The 17,102-nt window shown below is 56.0% G+C and carries 15 protein-coding genes and 2 pseudogenes; 7 read left to right on the forward strand and 10 right to left on the reverse strand.

Annotated elements, in window-relative coordinates; genetic code table 11:
* Positions 1-3: 3 nt before the first annotated feature.
* The 3 genes from VQ830_RS12045 to VQ830_RS12055 all read right to left on the reverse strand — a co-directional run bounded on the left by VQ830_RS12045 (position 4) and on the right by VQ830_RS12055 (position 2,358).
* Positions 4-708, reverse strand: a complete 705-nt coding sequence (locus VQ830_RS12045; protein ID WP_337268341.1) for an ABC transporter permease — start codon at positions 706-708, stop codon at positions 4-6.
* Positions 708-1,433, reverse strand: a complete 726-nt coding sequence (locus VQ830_RS12050; RefSeq protein WP_337268342.1) for an ABC transporter permease — start codon at positions 1,431-1,433, stop codon at positions 708-710. The genes VQ830_RS12045 and VQ830_RS12050 overlap by 1 nt, the downstream gene beginning before the upstream one ends.
* Positions 1,434-1,521: 88 nt before the next feature.
* Positions 1,522-2,358: a transporter substrate-binding domain-containing protein gene (locus tag VQ830_RS12055; RefSeq protein WP_337268343.1), complete on the reverse strand. Its 837-nt coding sequence runs from the start codon at positions 2,356-2,358 to the stop codon at positions 1,522-1,524.
* Positions 2,359-2,529: 171 nt separating this feature from the next.
* On the opposite strand from VQ830_RS12055, the gene hutC (VQ830_RS12060) reads away from it, so the two are divergent.
* Entirely contained in the window at positions 2,530-3,285 is a 756-nt protein-coding gene (hutC, locus tag VQ830_RS12060; RefSeq protein WP_337268344.1) for a histidine utilization transcriptional repressor HutC, read from the forward strand.
* Positions 3,286-3,355: 70 nt separating this feature from the next.
* Here the strand turns inward: hutC (VQ830_RS12060) and hutC (VQ830_RS12065) are convergent, their stop codons facing one another.
* The 3 genes and pseudogenes from hutC (VQ830_RS12065) to VQ830_RS12075 form a co-directional block, all read right to left on the reverse strand.
* Positions 3,356-4,090: a histidine utilization transcriptional repressor HutC gene (gene hutC, locus VQ830_RS12065; RefSeq protein WP_337268345.1), complete on the reverse strand. Its 735-nt coding sequence runs from the start codon at positions 4,088-4,090 to the stop codon at positions 3,356-3,358.
* A gap of 62 nt (positions 4,091-4,152) precedes the next feature.
* Positions 4,153-4,653: pseudogene (locus tag VQ830_RS12070) on the reverse strand (amidohydrolase family protein); the annotation flags it as partial.
* A gap of 14 nt (positions 4,654-4,667) precedes the next feature.
* Positions 4,668-5,627 (reverse strand): annotated as a pseudogene (locus VQ830_RS12075) (formimidoylglutamate deiminase); the annotation flags it as partial.
* A 119-nt stretch (positions 5,628-5,746) separates the two neighbouring features.
* Here VQ830_RS12075 and hutI point away from each other — a divergent pair.
* Genes hutI through VQ830_RS12100 form a run of 5 tightly spaced genes read left to right on the forward strand, consistent with a single transcriptional unit; the run spans position 5,747 to position 11,620 of the window.
* Positions 5,747-7,000: an imidazolonepropionase gene (gene hutI / locus VQ830_RS12080; RefSeq protein WP_337268347.1), complete on the forward strand. Its 1,254-nt coding sequence runs from the start codon at positions 5,747-5,749 to the stop codon at positions 6,998-7,000.
* The gene (hutH, locus tag VQ830_RS12085; RefSeq protein WP_337268348.1) at positions 6,997-8,532 is read left to right on the forward strand and encodes a histidine ammonia-lyase; all 1,536 of its coding nucleotides are present in this window, start codon (positions 6,997-6,999) and stop codon (positions 8,530-8,532) included. The genes hutI and hutH overlap by 4 nt, the downstream gene beginning before the upstream one ends.
* The gene (hutG, locus tag VQ830_RS12090) at positions 8,533-9,333 is read left to right on the forward strand and encodes an N-formylglutamate deformylase (RefSeq protein ID WP_337268349.1); all 801 of its coding nucleotides are present in this window, start codon (positions 8,533-8,535) and stop codon (positions 9,331-9,333) included.
* Positions 9,334-9,348: 15 nt separating this feature from the next.
* Positions 9,349-11,022: a urocanate hydratase gene (gene hutU, locus VQ830_RS12095; protein ID WP_337268350.1), complete on the forward strand. Its 1,674-nt coding sequence runs from the start codon at positions 9,349-9,351 to the stop codon at positions 11,020-11,022.
* A gap of 31 nt (positions 11,023-11,053) precedes the next feature.
* Complete coding sequence (locus VQ830_RS12100) at positions 11,054-11,620, forward strand: HutD/Ves family protein (protein WP_337268351.1); 567 nt, start codon at positions 11,054-11,056, stop codon at positions 11,618-11,620.
* 87 nt (positions 11,621-11,707) lie between these two features.
* Here the strand turns inward: VQ830_RS12100 and VQ830_RS12105 are convergent, their stop codons facing one another.
* The 4 genes from VQ830_RS12105 to VQ830_RS12120 form a co-directional block, all read right to left on the reverse strand.
* Positions 11,708-12,604 carry an aldose 1-epimerase gene (locus tag VQ830_RS12105; RefSeq protein WP_337268352.1) on the reverse strand — a complete coding sequence of 299 codons (897 nt, stop codon included), beginning with the start codon at positions 12,602-12,604 and terminating at the stop codon, positions 11,708-11,710.
* A gap of 8 nt (positions 12,605-12,612) precedes the next feature.
* Complete coding sequence (gene araH, locus VQ830_RS12110) at positions 12,613-13,566, reverse strand: L-arabinose ABC transporter permease AraH (RefSeq protein WP_337268353.1); 954 nt, start codon at positions 13,564-13,566, stop codon at positions 12,613-12,615.
* A gap of 38 nt (positions 13,567-13,604) precedes the next feature.
* Positions 13,605-15,110, reverse strand: coding sequence for an L-arabinose ABC transporter ATP-binding protein AraG (gene araG / locus VQ830_RS12115; protein ID WP_337268354.1), 1,506 nt, complete (start codon positions 15,108-15,110; stop codon positions 13,605-13,607).
* 74 nt (positions 15,111-15,184) lie between these two features.
* Positions 15,185-16,168 (reverse strand): arabinose ABC transporter substrate-binding protein, encoded by a 984-nt coding sequence (locus tag VQ830_RS12120; protein ID WP_337268355.1) that lies wholly within the window; start codon positions 16,166-16,168, stop codon positions 15,185-15,187.
* 159 nt (positions 16,169-16,327) lie between these two features.
* Between VQ830_RS12120 and VQ830_RS12125 the strand changes: the two genes are divergently transcribed.
* Positions 16,328-17,074 (forward strand): FadR/GntR family transcriptional regulator, encoded by a 747-nt coding sequence (locus VQ830_RS12125; protein WP_337268356.1) that lies wholly within the window; start codon positions 16,328-16,330, stop codon positions 17,072-17,074.
* The last annotated feature ends 28 nt before the right edge of the window (positions 17,075-17,102 follow it).

The raw sequence follows: 17,102 nt of genomic DNA on the forward strand, positions 1-17,102 counted from the left end.
TCTTTACGCTTTCACGGCCGGCGCAACAGCGCGACGATGTTTCGAAAGCGAATATTCCAGCAATGCCAAGGCTTGCAGGATAACAAAATTCAAGACGAGATAGATCAAAGCCGCACAAAGAAAGACTTCCATCGTCCGGTATGTCTGGTGGATCAGACGCTGCGCAACTCCGGTCACTTCCCATACCGTGACAAGGCTGGCCAAAGCCGTCGATTTCATCATCAAGACGATCTCGGTGGAATAAGCAGGCAAGGCATGGCGAAAGGCGACAGGCGCGATGATACGCCTGACGAGAAGAAAACCAGACATCCCGATCGCGCGGGCGGCTTCAATCTCCTTAGCAGGCACAGCGCGAATGCCGCTTCGGAAAATTTCTGCTGAATAGCCGGCCGTGCAAAGGGCCAGCGATAGAATAGCGCAGACGATCGGCTCACGCAGGAATGGCCACAAAAACGAGTAGCGAATGAATCCGAACTGTCCAAGACCATAGAAGATCAGAAACATCTGGATCAGCAGAGGCGAACCGCGAAAGATGAAAATGTAGCCTTTTGCAAAGCCTGACAGCAGGCGGTTGCCGCTAACGCGCATCGTCACGATGACAAGGGCGAGAAGGCCGCCGAAGAAAACTGACAGAGAAAAGAGCAACAATGTCGTCGGCACGGCCTGCAACAATGTGATCATCGTCGAGTAAAGGAAAGCCAGATCCATCACGCATTCCCCATCGACGAATGCGGCATGCTTTTGTTGGCGCGCCGCTCAGCGGTATTGAAGACACGGTCCGAAAGGCTAGTCAAAACAAGATACAAAAGCCCGCCAACAATAAAAAACAGGAAATACTGCCGGGTGGAACCCGCCGCGACTTGGCTAGTCCGCATCAGTTCGGCAAGGCCTGTCACTGAAATAAGGGCTGAATCTTTGAGGCTTAACTGCCAGACGTTGCCAAGCCCAGGAATCGCAAATCGCAGCACCTGTGGAATGATGATCCGGCGAAGCTTCAAAGAGCGATGCATGCCGATGGCCGATGCCGCTTCAAGTTCCCCCTTCGAGATTGCGAGATAGGCACCGCGGTAGACTTCCGCCTGATATGCGCCCGATATGATCCCGACAGCGAGTGCGCCTGCGGCGAAGGATGGCAGACCGAGAAAGCCGTCGTAACCCAGCCACTGGCCCAAAGCGGTCACGGCAGAAGATCCGCCAAAGTAAATCAGATAAATGATCAGCAGCTCAGGAACACCCCTGAAAACGGTCGTGTAGCAATTGCCGAGCGTTACAAGCACCAGATTGCCGGAGAGCTTCGCCGCCGCAACCAACGTTCCTAGAACAGCACCAACCAAAAGCGCGGCAGCCGTCACCGCCAGCGTCAAAAGTGTAGCGACCAGAAGGAGAGCGCCCCATCCAGTCGGACCGAAGCCCAACAACGTCAAACTAGCCATAAGACCTTCTCCCGTCGACGGCGCGCGGAACAAGAGCAAGGACCTTCGGCATCAAGCCGAAGATCCTCTACGAAGGAGACCGCGTTTGTTATTGCGGCGTCACGTCCATCTTGAACCACTTCATCGAGAGGTTCTTGACGGTCCCGTCGGCGAGAGTAGACTTGATCGCCTCATTGAATTTGTCGCGAAGGTCCGTGTCGGCCTTGCGGATGCCAAGGCCTTCGCCCTCGCCCCAGATTGAGCCCGCGATCTCTGGGCCGGTGAATGCAAGCGCATCGTTGGTAGCAAAGGCATTCGCAAAATACACAGCGTCGTCGAAACCAAGGTCGATGCGACCGTTCTGGAGATCAAGATCGCGGTCGGCGCCGGTCTTGTACTCGCGAATTTCGGCAATCGATCCGAAGTTGTCGTAGACGAATTTGGCGTAGACGGTCGCAGCCTGAATGCCGATCGTCTTACCCTTGAATGCTTCCTTGAGCGCTTCGATTTCCTTCACGCCCGTCTGGCCAGGCGTCATCTTGATCGTCGCTCCAGTTCCCGCTGCTTTGGCAAGCGGGCCGTCCTTCGCCGTTGCAAAAGCCGCCGGCGTTGCAGCGTAAGGGATCGTGAAGTCGATGATCTTCTTTCTTTCGTCAGTGATCGAAAGCGCGTCCATGATGACATCGAACTTTCCGGCATTCAGCGCGGGGATCATGCCATCCCAGTCCGAGGCAACGAGCTTGCATTCGAGCTTTGCCCGTTCGCACAGAACCTTGGCCAGCTCCGGCTCGAAGCCGCCGAGGCTGCCATCCGCATTCGTCAAATTCCAAGGAGCGTAAGCGCCTTCAAGGGTAATGGTGACGCTCTTCCAATCTTTCGCGGCTGCCGGCATGGCAAAAGCAGCGAACAGAGCTGAGCCAATCAAAATCGATCTACGGAAATTCATTTTTCTTCGTCCTCTGAAGTTTGGTTCGCATTACTTTCGTCACCGATCTTGCCGCCGGCTTGCCGCTTGGCTCTCACCAAGTTGTATATGGTACCATAAGAAAAAATTTGAATTGCGCAAGAAAGAAGTTTACTTTTGCAGCAAATGACTGTGATGCCCAGAGGATAGGCAATGAAGCGTACTGGCTTGATCAAGAAAGACCTTGTGGCCAATGACGCTACGCCTCTTTATGTCGGCGTCAAGCAAATCATTCTCGATAAGATCCACAGCGGCGAATGGCCGCCGAAGCACCGCGTTCCGTCCGAAACCGAATTGGTGATCGAGCTCGGCGTGAGCAAAATGACCGCCAACCGGGCCTTGCGCGAGCTTGCGAATGAGGGCGAACTGATACGCGTCCAAGGCGTCGGTTCATTCGTTGCGGAACGAAAAGGTGTATCGGCCCTCTTCGAGGTTCGAAACATTGCCGATGAGATTGCGGACAGGGGCCACGCACATGTGGCAAAAGTTGTTGTGCTGGCAAAAAAGGCCGCAGCACCTGATATTGCTGACGCGCTCGGCGTTGAAATCGGCGCGGATGTGTTTCATTCCCTGATCGTGCATCACGAAGAGGGCGTACCGGTCCAGATCGAAGACAGGTATGTTCATCCCGAGCGCGCCCCGGATTATCTCGCCCAGGATTTCTCGCTGACGACGCCGAATGCCTATCTTTCTGAGGTGGCGCCGTTAAGCGGCTCCGAGCACGTCGTCGAGGCCATCATGCCGCAGCCATGGGAATGCAAGCTGCTGATGATGCTTAAGACGGAACCATGCTTAATGATCCGTCGGCGCACTTGGTCCGGCCGCGACGTCATCTCGCTGGCGCGCATCGTTTATCCTGGGCACCGTTACCGATTGGAAAGCCGCAACGGCACAATTCCTGAATTCTAGTTGTATATGGGACCGGGCGCATATTACGAGAAATATGAAGGTGAGGTTGTCCGACAACTCGCTCAATTCATTAAGATGAGGCAGGTAAATCGCTCGTGGCAGTGGGTTGAAAGCGTGCCGTCAGAATGTGGCGTTCCCCGGGATATGTGAAGCGGACGAGCGTCACGGGGCCGCCCTGCCCCCAGGTCTGGCGCTCGATGACAAGACAGGCTTGTCGGGGATCAAGGGTGAGCAGCTTGGCTTCGGATTTACCGGCTGAAACAGCTTGAATGCGATGTTGCGCGCTTGTCCATGGCACCTGCGCCAAAAGAAATGGGCCAGGGGCCACATCTTTAAAATCGAAGTCGGCGGCTTGCGGAACACAGCTGAGATTAATCAACCGTTCTTCGAGACAGAATGGCGTTTCGGCCGCAAAGTGCAAAGCGGTGATATCAAGAATATCGGCGTCGTCAGCAAGACCGAGTCGTGCTTTGTCGCTTGCCTTTGCTTTCCGACGCACCTGTGAAACAAGCTTGTAGCGGTAGGCAAGGCTGAGCGATTGAACCTCATCCTTGATATCATGGATATCGAGAACAGCAGATTGCGCCTTTGGCTGGGTGACGAAGCTTCCCGACTTTTTTCGTCTTTCGATCAAGCCGGCCCTGACCAGTTCCGCCATGACTTTGTTCATCGTCATTCGAGAGCAACCATATTGCTGGGCAAGGTCGATCTCAAATGGAAGCCGATGGCCGGGCGGCCACTCGCCGGACACGATCCGCTGCTCGATGTCCGTCAGGATTTTTTTATGGAGGGTCGCTTCGCTCAACGGCTGCCTGTCACTTTTATGAGGTCTTCTTTGCGGTGCATAGCATCAGCGTAAAAGAATAGTCAGCCGTTCAATAATTCCTGCATTGCCGCCAGGAATCGTTTGTGAATAGCCTCGCGGTTGACATGCCGGCCGCCCTCCACCCTCTTAACCCCTGCCACCCAAACACTTTCGACACATGGGCCGCCGGCAAAAAGCCAGTGATCGAGAATATTGTCTGCGGTAAGATAGGGCGCTGCTTTGATATCGAGGGAAACGATGTCCGCCTGCGATCGGACAGATAGATTGCTCGGCGCATGCAGCGCCATGCCGCCGCCGGACAGGGCGCAATCGAAAAGCCGGCGGCCGACAGAACCATTCTTTGCGGCGATGACGTTACGAGAGCGCCGCGCCAGGCGCTGCGAATATTCAAGCTGTCGCAGTTCGCCGGCTACAGAGATAAGCACATTGGAATCCGACCCGATACCGAGATTTCCGCCGTTCTCTAGGTAGCCTGGCGCTTCGAATGTTCCATCACCCAAATTTGCTTCCGTGATCGGGCACAGACCTGCAACGGCACCACTTNGATAAGCACATTGGAATCCGACCCGATACCGAGATTTCCGCCGTTCTCTAGGTAGCCTGGCGCTTCGAATGTTCCATCACCCAAATTTGCTTCCGTGATCGGGCACAGACCTGCAACGGCACCACTTTTGGCCATCGCCTTGACCTCACGCTCAATCAAATGCGTCGCATGGATCAAGCACCAGTTTTTATCTACCGGCGCATGATCGAGAAGCCACTCGACCGGTCTTGCGCCTGACCAGGCTACGCAATCTTCCACTTCTTTGACCTGTTCCGCAATATGGATGTGGATCGGGCCTTCGGCAACGGATAGGAGCGCTGAAAGCTCATCTGGCGTAACTGCGCGTAGGCTGTGCGGAGCAACACCGAGACGCGCGCCCGGTAGAGCTTTGACGATCGTCCGGCAATTTTCCATAAGGCGCGAAAATTGGTCGAGATCGTTGATAAAACGCCGCTGCCCTTCAATGGGTGCAGAACCACCAAAACCTGAATGAGCATAGAAAACCGGCAGCAAAGTCAGACCCAGACCAGTCTCCGTGCATGCTGCCGCAATACGCTCGGCCATTTCACCAGGATTTGCGTAGGGTTTACCGTCCTTATCATGATGGAGGTAATGAAATTCGCCGACACGCGAAAAGCCGGTTTCGAGCATTTCCATGTAAAGCTGGGCCGCCACGGCTTCGACGTGATCCGGGGTCATTGAAAGAGCAAAGCGATACATCACTGTCCGCCAGCTCCAAAAATTATCGCCCTCAGACCCGCGAATTTCTGCGAGCCCAGCCATGGCACGCTGGAAGGCGTGACTATGAATGTTTGGCATCGCAGGAACAAGGACGGCGTGGCGCTCATCGCCGGCGCCCGGCGATGCCCCGGCTTCTACATTCGCAATTGCACCATCCGCTATCGTCAAGCGCACATTGCTTTCCCAGCCATGCGGCAACAGTGCCTGACCTGCAAATAAAGTCGTGCTCATCGACATCCCCTTGGGCTCCCGTCAATCCTGCCCTCGCCATGCTGCGAAGAGCGCAGATTTTCCTTGTCACGTCAAAAATATGTATATACATGTTGAGAGAGAATGAAAGGCAAATCGGAATGAGCGAAAGCGAAAATTCAGCCTCCCCCGGTTCCAAGCGCCTCTGCCTCTGGCGAAATGCACGCATACTGTCGTTGGCAGAAGATCGTCCCGGGCTTGATCCAATTGAGGCAGGGGCAATCGTCGTCGACGATGGTCGTCTTGCTTATGTTGGGCCAGAGGCCTCCATGCCTTTCGACGCCAAGGAATTTTCGACTGTTCACGATTGTGAAGGGCGCGTCGTCATGCCCTCGCTGATCGACTGCCACACTCATTTGGTCTTCGGCGGCAATCGCGCCATGGAATTCGAGATGCGCTTGAACGGCGCCACCTATGAAGAGATCGCCAAGGCAGGGGGCGGGATCGTTTCTTCCGTTCGCGGCACGAGAGCTCTCAGCGAACAGGAGCTTGCGGCTGAGGCGCTGCCCCGGCTGGATACCCTGCTCGCAGAAGGGATCTCAACCATAGAAATAAAGTCGGGCTACGGCCTTTCGATCGACTCGGAACTCAAGATGCTGCGCGTTGCGCGTATGCTGGAGAAAATGCGTCCCGTTCGCGTCGTGACCTCTTATCTTGCGGCACATGCGACGCCAGCCGAGTATAAGAATCGCAACGGCGACTATATCAACGAAGTAATTCTCCCTGGGATGGAGCAGGGCCATTCAGCCGGGCTGATCGATGCTGTCGACGGCTTCTGCGAAGGCATCGCCTTCTCCGTGGAGGAAATGCGTCTCGTTTTCGAAAAGGCGAAATCCCTCGGTCTGCCGGTGAAGCTTCACGCAGAGCAACTGTCGAATTTGGGCGGAGCAAAACTTGCGGCATCTTTTAGCGCGCTGTCTGCAGATCATCTCGAATATCTCGATGACGAGGGTGTCGCTGCAATGGCAGCTGCAGGCGCTGTTGCTGTTCTGCTTCCGGGCGCTTTTTATGCCATCAGGGAAACCCGATTGCCGCCGATCGCCGCCTTGCGTCAGGCGGGGGCAAAAATTGCCATTGCCACGGATTGCAATCCAGGCACATCGCCGCTGACATCATTGCTTTTGACGATGAACATGGCTGCGACCTTTTTCCGCCTCACGGTCGAGGAATGCCTTGCCGGTGCAACGCGGGAAGCGGCCCGTGCGCTTGGCCTTTTACATGAGACCGGAACGCTGGAGGCTGGCAAGTCCGCAGACTTTACGATCTGGAATATCGAGCGCCCGGCAGAACTGGTCTACCGCATCGGGTTCAATCCGGTGCATGCGCGTATTTTTAAGGGAGAAAGCCTATCATGAGCGTTGTTCTGCAGCCGGGGACGGTGAGCCTGACGGTTTTGGCTGACATTTACTGGAATGGCGCATCGGCAAAGCTCGACCGCTCTTTCGATGCGGCTATCGAAAAGGGCGCACGACGCATCGCGGAAATCGCGGCTGGAAACGCGCCCGTCTATGGGATCAATACCGGTTTTGGGAAATTAGCGTCCATCAAGATCGATTCAGCAGATCTCGCAACCCTGCAGCGCAACCTGATTTTATCCCATTGCTGCGGCGTCGGGGAGCCGCTGCCTGAAAATGTCGTTCGCCTGATCATGGCCTTGAAGCTCGTCTCGCTGGGACGCGGCGCTTCCGGCGTCAGGCTTGAGCTTGTTCGGCTCATCGAATCGATGTTGGAAAGCGGCGTTACGCCAGTCATTCCTGAAAAAGGGTCTGTTGGCGCTTCGGGAGATCTCGCGCCGTTGGCGCACATGGCCGCCGTTATGATGGGAGAAGGAGAAGCCTTTTACCAAGGCAAGCGACAGCCCGGCGCCGAGGCGCTGGCAGCCGCTGGCCTGAAGCCCGTCGTTCTGGCAGCCAAAGAGGGGCTCGCCCTCATCAATGGAACGCAAACCTCGACGGCGCTCGCGCTTGCCGGCCTCTTCAGAGCGCACAGGGCAGCGCAAACCGCGTTGGTCACCGGTGCGATGTCGACCGATGCGGCAATGGGTTCTTCCGCTCCATTCCACCCCGATATTCACACGCTTCGCGGCCACCAAGGCCAGATCGATGCCGGTGCCGCACTACGGCAGCTTCTGGAAGGCTCCGAGATCCGGGTGAGCCATATCGAGGGCGACGAGCGCGTTCAGGATCCGTACTGCATCCGCTGCCAGCCTCAGGTCGATGGCGCTTGCCTTGATCTTCTGCGCCAGGTGGCAAGGACGATGGAAATCGAAGCCAATGCCGTAACTGACAATCCACTCGTTCTGTCGGATAACTCCGTCGTCTCCGGCGGCAATTTCCACGCAGAACCGGTTGCTTTCGCCGCAGATCAAACGGCACTCGCCATCTGCGAAATCGGAGCGATTGCACAGCGGCGAATCGCCCTGCTCGTCGACCCTTCGCTTTCATATGGGCTGCCGGCATTCTTGTCGAAGAAGCCCGGCCTCAACTCCGGCTTGATGATTGCGGAAGTCACTTCGGCTGCGCTGATGAGCGAAAACAAGCAGATGTCTCACCCAGCATCGGTCGATTCCACACCAACCTCCGCCAATCAGGAGGATCATGTCTCGATGGCATGCCATGGGGCACGCCGTCTGCTCGCTATGACGCAAAACCTCTTCACCATCCTTGGCATTGAAGCACTGACCGCAATTCAGGGTATCGAACTGCGCGGCCCGCTGAAGACAAGCGAGGAACTTGAGAAAGTAATGGCGACGTTGCGCGCCTCGATCCCAAGCCTCGAAGATGATCGATACATGGCCCCGGACCTTGCCATAGCGAGCGATCTCGTTTCGTCCGGAAACCTTATCTCTTCCGTTTCCGATGGTATCCTTCCAAAGCTGGAGGCTTGAATGAATGTCGTTGACGTAAGGCAGGGCTCCTCGCCCGTGATCCTGGGCCTGCCCCACACCGGTACTTTTGTGCCAGAAGAAATTGCGCAAAGACTGAACGAAAACGGACGGCTCCTCGCGGACACCGATTGGCATATTCATGAGCTTTACGATGGCCTGCTCAATGACGCCACAACCGTCAGAGCCACGTTTCACCGCTACGTCATCGACGCCAATCGCGATCCATCAGGGGCCAGCCTTTATCCGGGACAGAATACGACAGGGCTTGTGCCGACGACAGATTTTGACGGTGCTCCGATCTGGAAAACTGGTGAAGAGCCGACTGAAACAGACATCGCTCACCGGCTGCAAGAGTTTCATCGCCCCTATCATGAAGCGCTGCTTCGGGAGTTAGAGCGTGTCAAAGCGATTCACGGCGTCGCGATCCTCTATGACTGCCATTCTATCCGCTCGAAAATCCCGTTCCTTTTTGAAGGCGTGCTTCCTGATTTCAATATCGGGACTGACATGGGCAAAACCTGCGATCCATCGATCGAACAGATTGCCGTTAACGTGACGTGCGATGCCGCCGGCTTTACGAGTGTACTGAACGGCAGGTTCAAAGGCGGCTGGACGACCCGTCATTATGGCCAGCCTCAACAGCAGGTTCATGCCATCCAGATGGAGCTGGCACAATCAACACATCTTGAAACGGAGGCGCCGCCATTTGCTTACGACAAGAGCAAAGCCGACCGATTGCGCTTCCATTTGAAAGAAATTTTGACGCGCATGGAAGATGCCGCGCACAGCTTAAAGCAATAAAGAGGGAGAACTCGAATGACCGATCCGCGCCATAATGAACGCGAGATTCGCGCCCCACGGGGAAGCGAACTGAATGCCAAGAGCTGGATGACCGAAGCACCGCTTCGGATGCTGATGAACAATCTCGATCCTGATGTAGCTGAGCGCCCGCATGAACTTGTCGTTTACGGCGGGATCGGTCGTGCCGCCCGCACATGGGATGACTTCGATCGTATCGCCGCGACACTGAAGGATCTTAACGAGGATGAAACACTTCTCGTTCAATCGGGCAAACCGGTTGGCGTGTTCCGCACGCACAAGGACGCACCGCGCGTCTTGATCGCAAACTCGAACCTCGTTCCGCATTGGGCGACCTGGGAGCATTTCAACGAGCTCGATAAAAAGGGCCTTGCGATGTATGGGCAGATGACTGCCGGTTCGTGGATTTATATCGGTACGCAGGGTATAGTTCAGGGCACGTACGAGACCTTCGTCGAGGCCGGTCGCCAGCACTATGACGGAAACCTCAAAGGCAAATGGATCCTGACCGGCGGATTGGGTGGCATGGGCGGTGCGCAACCACTTGCTGCTGTAATGGCCGGCGCTTGCTGCCTGGCGGTCGAATGCGACGAGACCCGTGTCGATTTTCGCCTTCGGACCCGCTATGTCGACGCAAAGGCGCATACACTGGATGAAGCACTTGCCATGATCGACACCTGGACAAAGGCAGGCGAGGCAAAGTCTGTCGGGCTGATCGGCAATGCCGCTGACATCTTTCCGGAACTCGTGCGCCGCGGCGTTCGTCCCGATATTGTCACCGACCAGACCTCGGCACATGATCCAGTGCATGGCTATCTGCCCTCCGGCTGGACGGTCGGTGAATGGCGCGCCAAGCAGGAGAGCGATCCCAAAGCAGTCGAGGCAGCTGCACGCGCCTCGATGAAGGTGCATGTGCAGGCGATGGTCGACTTCTGGAATGCTGGCGTTCCAACCTTGGACTATGGCAACAATATCCGCCAGGTCGCCAAGGATGAAGGGCTGGAGAATGCCTTCGCGTTTCCAGGATTCGTCCCGGCTTACATTCGTCCGCTGTTCTGCCGCGGCATCGGCCCGTTCCGCTGGGCAGCCCTGTCGGGGGATCCCGAGGATATCTACAAGACGGATGCCAAGGTTAAGGAGCTTCTGCCCGATAATAAGCATCTTCACAACTGGCTCGATATGGCGCGTGAGCGGATCGCCTTCCAAGGCCTTCCGGCACGTATCTGCTGGGTTGGACTGGGAGATCGTCATCGCCTCGCGCTTGCTTTCAACGAGATGGTCAAAAATGGCGAGCTGAAAGCGCCGATCGTGATCGGTCGCGACCATCTTGACTCCGGCTCTGTTGCCTCGCCCAATCGCGAGACGGAAGCGATGAAAGATGGATCCGACGCCGTTTCCGACTGGCCGCTCCTCAACGCGCTTCTCAATACCGCATCAGGGGCAACTTGGGTTTCGCTGCACCATGGCGGTGGGGTCGGGATGGGCTTCTCGCAACATTCGGGCGTTGTTATTTGCGCAGATGGTACGGACGATGCAGCACGTCGTTTGGAACGTGTTTTATGGAATGATCCGGCAACCGGCGTCATGCGTCATGCCGATGCAGGTTACGACATTGCCATCGACTGCGCGAAAGAAAAAGGTCTGCGGTTGCCAGGCATTCTCGGCAATTGATCATAAACCAGCTGGCACGGAGACAGGGCTTTTGGAACTACGTCGCGCCTGCGATCACAAGCACATGCCGTGGAAGAACGGAAAAGGGGAGACGGTAGAAATCGCCGTTTTCCCATCAAATGCGGCAATTGGCGACTTTGGCTGGCGCGTCAGCACAGCCTCAGTCGATACTGATGGACCATTTTCACTCTTCGATGACATAGATCGCACGTTGAGTGTCATCGAGGGGCAAGGAATTAAGCTTTCGGTTGCCGGTGCTGATCCCATCTCGCTGAACATCGGCTCGCAACCATTCTCGTTTCCTGGAGATGTCCAAACCAGTGCCTCTCTTTTGAACGGCCCGATCAAGGATCTTAACATTATGACGCGCCGCGGTCGGTTTTCGCACCGCGTGAAGAAGGTCGAGGGACTGCAGCAGATCTCCTTCGACCAGACTGCAGAGGTGACGATCCTACTCGCTTTAAGCGCCGCGCGCATCGATGAGCGAGAACTGGGTCCCTTGGATGCAGCTATCTTCCAAAGCATTTCTTTTAAAGAGCACGTTTTGGTCGAGGCATCGGGCAATTTCTTCCGCATCGACATCTTTGCGGTACGATAGCACAATGATAGCGGTGCGATGATGGGCTTCACTTCCGTTGCGTAACTGACCGCGCCTCAGGGCCTTGATCGGTATTTCCGATTTGCTTTAGGCGTTATGAGTCAAGACCTTGTCGTCGATCAAAACTCGCTCTATGCTTATAGAACCGCTAAGCCGGTGGCCGCACGGCAATGCAACCAGACCATCTAACAGTGGACAGGCATGCGAGTTTGGGCGATGGCTCATCGGCTCCAAACACAGATAATCGTGCCGACCGGCCGGTTTGTATACCATCAGGCGGTTGAAGAGCGGATCGGCGCTTATCCGGATCATGGAGCCGGAGCTGTACCTTATCGAGGCGAAACCGGACCACGATTCGTAACAGCTGTTGATCCAACGATCAGGCACCGTCCTCGGCTGAGAGAAATCGTTATCCGTATCCATCGCACGTTTTTCACCCGGCAGATGCATTTGTCTTTCTGTCCAATAAGCACCGGCATCAAATTGCACAGTACAATCTGATGTCGCCGGAAGATAGGGATGAAAGCCAATGCCGAACGGAAGAGCTTGCCGCCCCTGGTTCTCGACTGAGAGGCTAAGGCGCAAGCCATTGTTTGAAATCTCGATGCGCTGTGCGGCTTGATAGGCGTAAGGCGAACGTTCGTTATCTTGATGTTCGAATGTCAGGTCCACATGCTTTTCAGAAACCTCAGCGACGTCCCACTCGCGCAGCCAGCCGTCGCCATGCAGAACCAATGGGTCTTCAGTATTTGGAGCAAGGAGATGATGTCTGCCATCAAACTGAAAGGCGTTGCCCTCGACACGCCCGCCGAACGGAACCAAAGGAAAGCAGGCCTCGCGGCCATGCCGCTGCGAGGCGAGGCCCGGCGTCTTTACCGGTATCAGGAGCAATTCATCCCGCACCTCAGCGCTGAGAACCGCACCGGCGGCCGGCGAAACCACCGCCCTGCAATCTCCATTCCGCAATTCGACGATGTCCGACATAGCATGTCCTAGCGGCGCCCGCGGACACCTGTTGAAACACGCAGATTGTCGAGAAGAACAGCAATCAGCAGAATGATGCCACGCACGACATACTGATAGAATGCTTGAATATTCAAGAGATTCATCACGTTTTCCGCAATTCCCATGATGAGCACGCCCACAATCACGCCGGTCATCGCGGCGCGTCCGCCGGCAAGCGAAACGCCGCCGAGGACACAAGCGGAGATGACGGAAAGTTCAAGACCAGTCGCGGCGTTCGGCTGACCGGAGGTGATGCGCGAGGCAAGCAAAATACCGGCAACGCCGCAAACGAGCCCTTGCAGGGCAAAGATCCAGATCCGCATCGTGACGACATTAACGCCAGCAAGGCGCGCAGCTTCCGGATTTCCGCCGATCGCCAGCGTATTCTTTCCAAAGATCGTGCGATTAAGCACGAAGCCGAAGATGACGAAAAAGAGGCCCATGAGCCAAACCGGAGCCGGCACGCCAAGGAAACGTGACAAGGCCAGATCGTAAAATGCAGGATCGTTGATCCCAACGGCGCGGCCATCTGAGGAAATAAGTGCAAAACCACGGACGATCTGCATGGTGGCAAGGGTCGTGATCAAGGCGTTGATGCGAAATCGGGCAATCACCACGCCGTTGATGAAGCCGACAATCGCCCCGCAGGCAATCGCGGCCAGAAGCCCAAGAAAGATCGAGCCGGTTGTGTTGGAGGCCATGACCGCCACCATTCCCGAGAAGGCGACGATCGAACCGACCGACAAGTCGAAATCTCGGGAGGCAAGGCAGAACATCATCGTGCAGGCAACGATCCCGATCGTAACCACCGACTGAAGCAGACCAAGCATATTACGCTCGGTCAGGAAATTCGGCACGGTCACCGACACAAGAACGAAGGCGAGCGCGAAGATGACGACCAGCCCTTGTTCGCCGAGAAGAATTTTCTTGATTGATTGCATGTGCCGGCTCTCTGTCAAAGGCGGATCAAAATTCGGGTTCAAGCGACGTCTTGACGCCTATCGGGGAAGGCGGCGGCCAAGATGGCCCGCTCATCGTAATCGGCGCGCTGAAACTCCCGGGTGACCTCACCTGCGCACATCACCATGATGCGATCGGTGATCCCCATGACTTCCGGCAGTTCGCTGGATATGACGACGATAGCAATGCCGCTTGCCGCCAGATCATAAAGAAGCGCATAGATTTCGGATTTTGCACCGACATCGATCCCGCGCGTTGGCTCGTCGATCACAAGGACTTTGACACCCTCCTCCGCCAACCAACGTGCGAGAATGACTTTCTGCTGATTGCCACCAGAAAGATTGACGATGTCCTGCTGGCGCGAGGGCGTACGGATTCTCAGTTGACCGATGAAACGATCAGCCAATGCCGCCTCCTTCTTCGGTCGAATGAGCCCGAAAGGCGAAAACAGGCGGCGTGCGGAAATAGCAATATTCTCTTCAACAGACCGCCCCTGAACGATGCCTTCATGCTTGCGATCTTCCGGGCATAGAACGAGACCGGCACGGATGGCGGATGGTGGACTGTCGTGCGCAACCGCCTTTCCGTCTATGAGGACACGTCCCGAGCGCCGGATATCCGCGCCGAATATAAGGCGTGTCATCTCGCTTCGTCCCGCGCCGATTAGACCAAAGAAGCCCAAAATTTCACCTGCCTTCACCTCAAACCCAATGGGTTTGGGAAGACGAGGCCCTGAAAGGTTCTCAACCGTCAGCCGTACATTGCCAAGCGGTCGGGGTCGATAGCCCCAGATATTCGATATTTCGCGGCCGACCATTTCGGCAATGACCTGATCCCGGCTGATCGCCGAGATATTGGGATGATGGGCCGCGAGTTTGCCGTCCCGTAGAACGCTCATGCTGTCACACAATCGGAAGATCTCGTCGAGCCGATGGGAGACGTAAAGAATGACGGTACCCCCCGCTTTCAGCCGCGCGATGAGCGAGAACAGAATTTCACTTTCCTTGGAAGAGAGCGAAGAGGTTGGTTCATCCAGCGCAATGACCCGCGCGTCGAGCATCACAGCCTTCGCGATTTCAACCATCTGTCGCTCGCCGATCGACAGCGATGCGATCTTGGCCGATGGACTGACGTCGATCCCGAAGTCGCGCAACCTCGCGCTGACTTCTGAGATAAGCCGCTTGCGGTCGAGCACACCTGCACGAGCTGGAAAGCGGCCAAGCCAAAGGTTCTCTGCAACAGTCAATTCCGGAACAAGCTGCAGCTCCTGATGAATGACGAGAACGCCGGCATCAAAGGCGTCGCGCACGGAAGAATAGGTCTGCACCGTGCCGTCAATTATGATTTCACCGCTATCGGCATGCTGATCTCCAGAAAGAAGACGGATCAATGTCGACTTGCCGGCACCATTTTCACCCATCAATCCATGAACGGTACCGCGTGCAACGCCAAAACTGACGTCCAAGAGAGCCTGAACGCCAGGATATCCTTTGGAAATTCCGCGAAATTCCAGAAAATCTGCCACGCCTGCCCCTTTCACGACGGCTGGTCCGACGGCGTCTGCCGCCAGACCAGTTCGGTTAATTGACCCTGTTGGACCTATTCGATACCCAGTTGCTTGCGCACCTCTGCATAATCGCTGCGCAGTGCAAGCTGACCGGCAGTTAAGATCAGCTTTTCAGGCTCCTTGTTATTCGCAACCCATTCATACATGTTAATCGCGGTTTCATAGCCGTGACGCTTCGGCGAGATAATCACGGTTCCAACGAAGCCGGTGGGCTTTGGCTTTTTAAACTCGTTGATGGCCGACTCCGCACCGCCGATGCCAACGGCCACTACATTTTCAGGTGCAATGCCAACGCTTTCGGTTGCCCGTACGGCACCAAGAGCCGCCTCATCGTTCAAGCCGAATGCGACCCAGTTTTTGATGTCTGCATGCTTGTTGAGGACCGTCGTAGCAGCGTTCAGAGCAGCTTCAGTATCGGTCTTTGCCTGCGGAGCGTCGAATATGTTGGCCTTGGGAAATCCATTCTTTTCGAGCACGGAAATGGCACCTTCGACGCGGTCAACGGCGGTTGGAAGCTGGTCATAGGAGACGCGGATTGCGCCAACCGTCTTTGGATCCCAGCCCCGCTTCTTAACTTCATCCACGATCGCCTGCCCAACAGCTTCACCAATCTTTGTCGCCGAAATCCCCATATGCGGCACGGCTTCGAGTGGCTTGCCATCGGCGCCGACCAGCCGGTCGTCCACTGTCATGAGCTTTAGGTTATTCGCCGCGGACTTTGCCACGATGCCGGGACCGAGCTTCACATCCGGCGTGCAGATAATGAAGCCTTGCGCGCCTTGCGCACCCAGATTGTCGATCGCGGACTGCACTTTTTCGCCGTCTTCTGCGCCGATCTTGACGAGCTGAAAGCCTTTTTCCTTCGCGGCTACTTCCGCAAATTTCCATTCGTCTTGAAACCATGGTTCTTCCGGTTGCTTGACGACAAAGCCGATTTTGATGTCGGCAGCCAAGGCTGAGCCTGCCGCGATCATGGCAACTGTACCCGCCAGGATGGCGGCCTTGAAAAAGTGCATTGTCTTCCTCCCAAAAAACACTGCTGCATGCAGATAGTGGATGATTATGCGCTTTCATCCTACCAGTCAATTGTATTGGTATGATGAATAAGGTAACAGTGTCTGACATAAATCCGCTAATCCACCGATGTGAAAGCGGGCGGCGGCAGGGAGATACAGATGGACGAAGCAGCGACAGGTTCGGCGATAGACGAGCCGGCAGGTAAGGGCAAACGTCCCCGCGTCAGCAAGAACGTCACCGCCGCCCTCGCGCTCGATATCTGCGACGATCGTTACTCCCCCGGCACGCTTCTACCGCGCGAAAGCGATCTTTGCGAACTCTACGGCGTCAGTCGAACTGTGATCCGCGAGTCGCTCAAAATCCTCGAATCGAAAGGCATGGTGAAAAGCCGATCGCGGGTCGGGACTACCGTTTGTGACAAGGACGACTGGAATATCCTTGACGCACAGGTGCTCGACTGGATCGGTCCGCGTATCTATGACTTCGATCTTGTCGGTTGCATCTTGGAGGCTCGCCGCACAATTGAGCCGGTGGCAGCCGAACTTGCCGCAGCCAGGGCAACTACACAGGACGTCGCCGACCTTGAAAAGGCCTGGATTGCCATGCGTGAGCTCGAGGGGAACAATGATCGCTTCACTGAAGCCGATGTGGCGTTCCACACCATTCTGCTGCGCGCTAGCCATAACCAAGTCTTCCGTCAGCTATCCGGCATAATTCACGCTGCGCTGAAATATTCGCTTTCGACCTCCAACCAGGCGGTTGAGCGCCACGACGAAGCGCTGGATATCCATCGCGAGCTCGTTGAAGCGCTACGGATGCGCGACAGCGCTGCGGCACGCGAATGCTCGACCCGCATGCTGGAGTTGGCAGCGCGCGATCTTGCCTCGGCCCTCAAGCACAAGTGAGCCGCCACAGAGCAGGCGTTTTCAACAT

This window comes from Oryzifoliimicrobium ureilyticum, from assembly GCF_037199735.1.
Classification (GTDB): Bacteria; Pseudomonadota; Alphaproteobacteria; order Rhizobiales; family Rhizobiaceae; genus Rhizobium; species Rhizobium ureilyticus.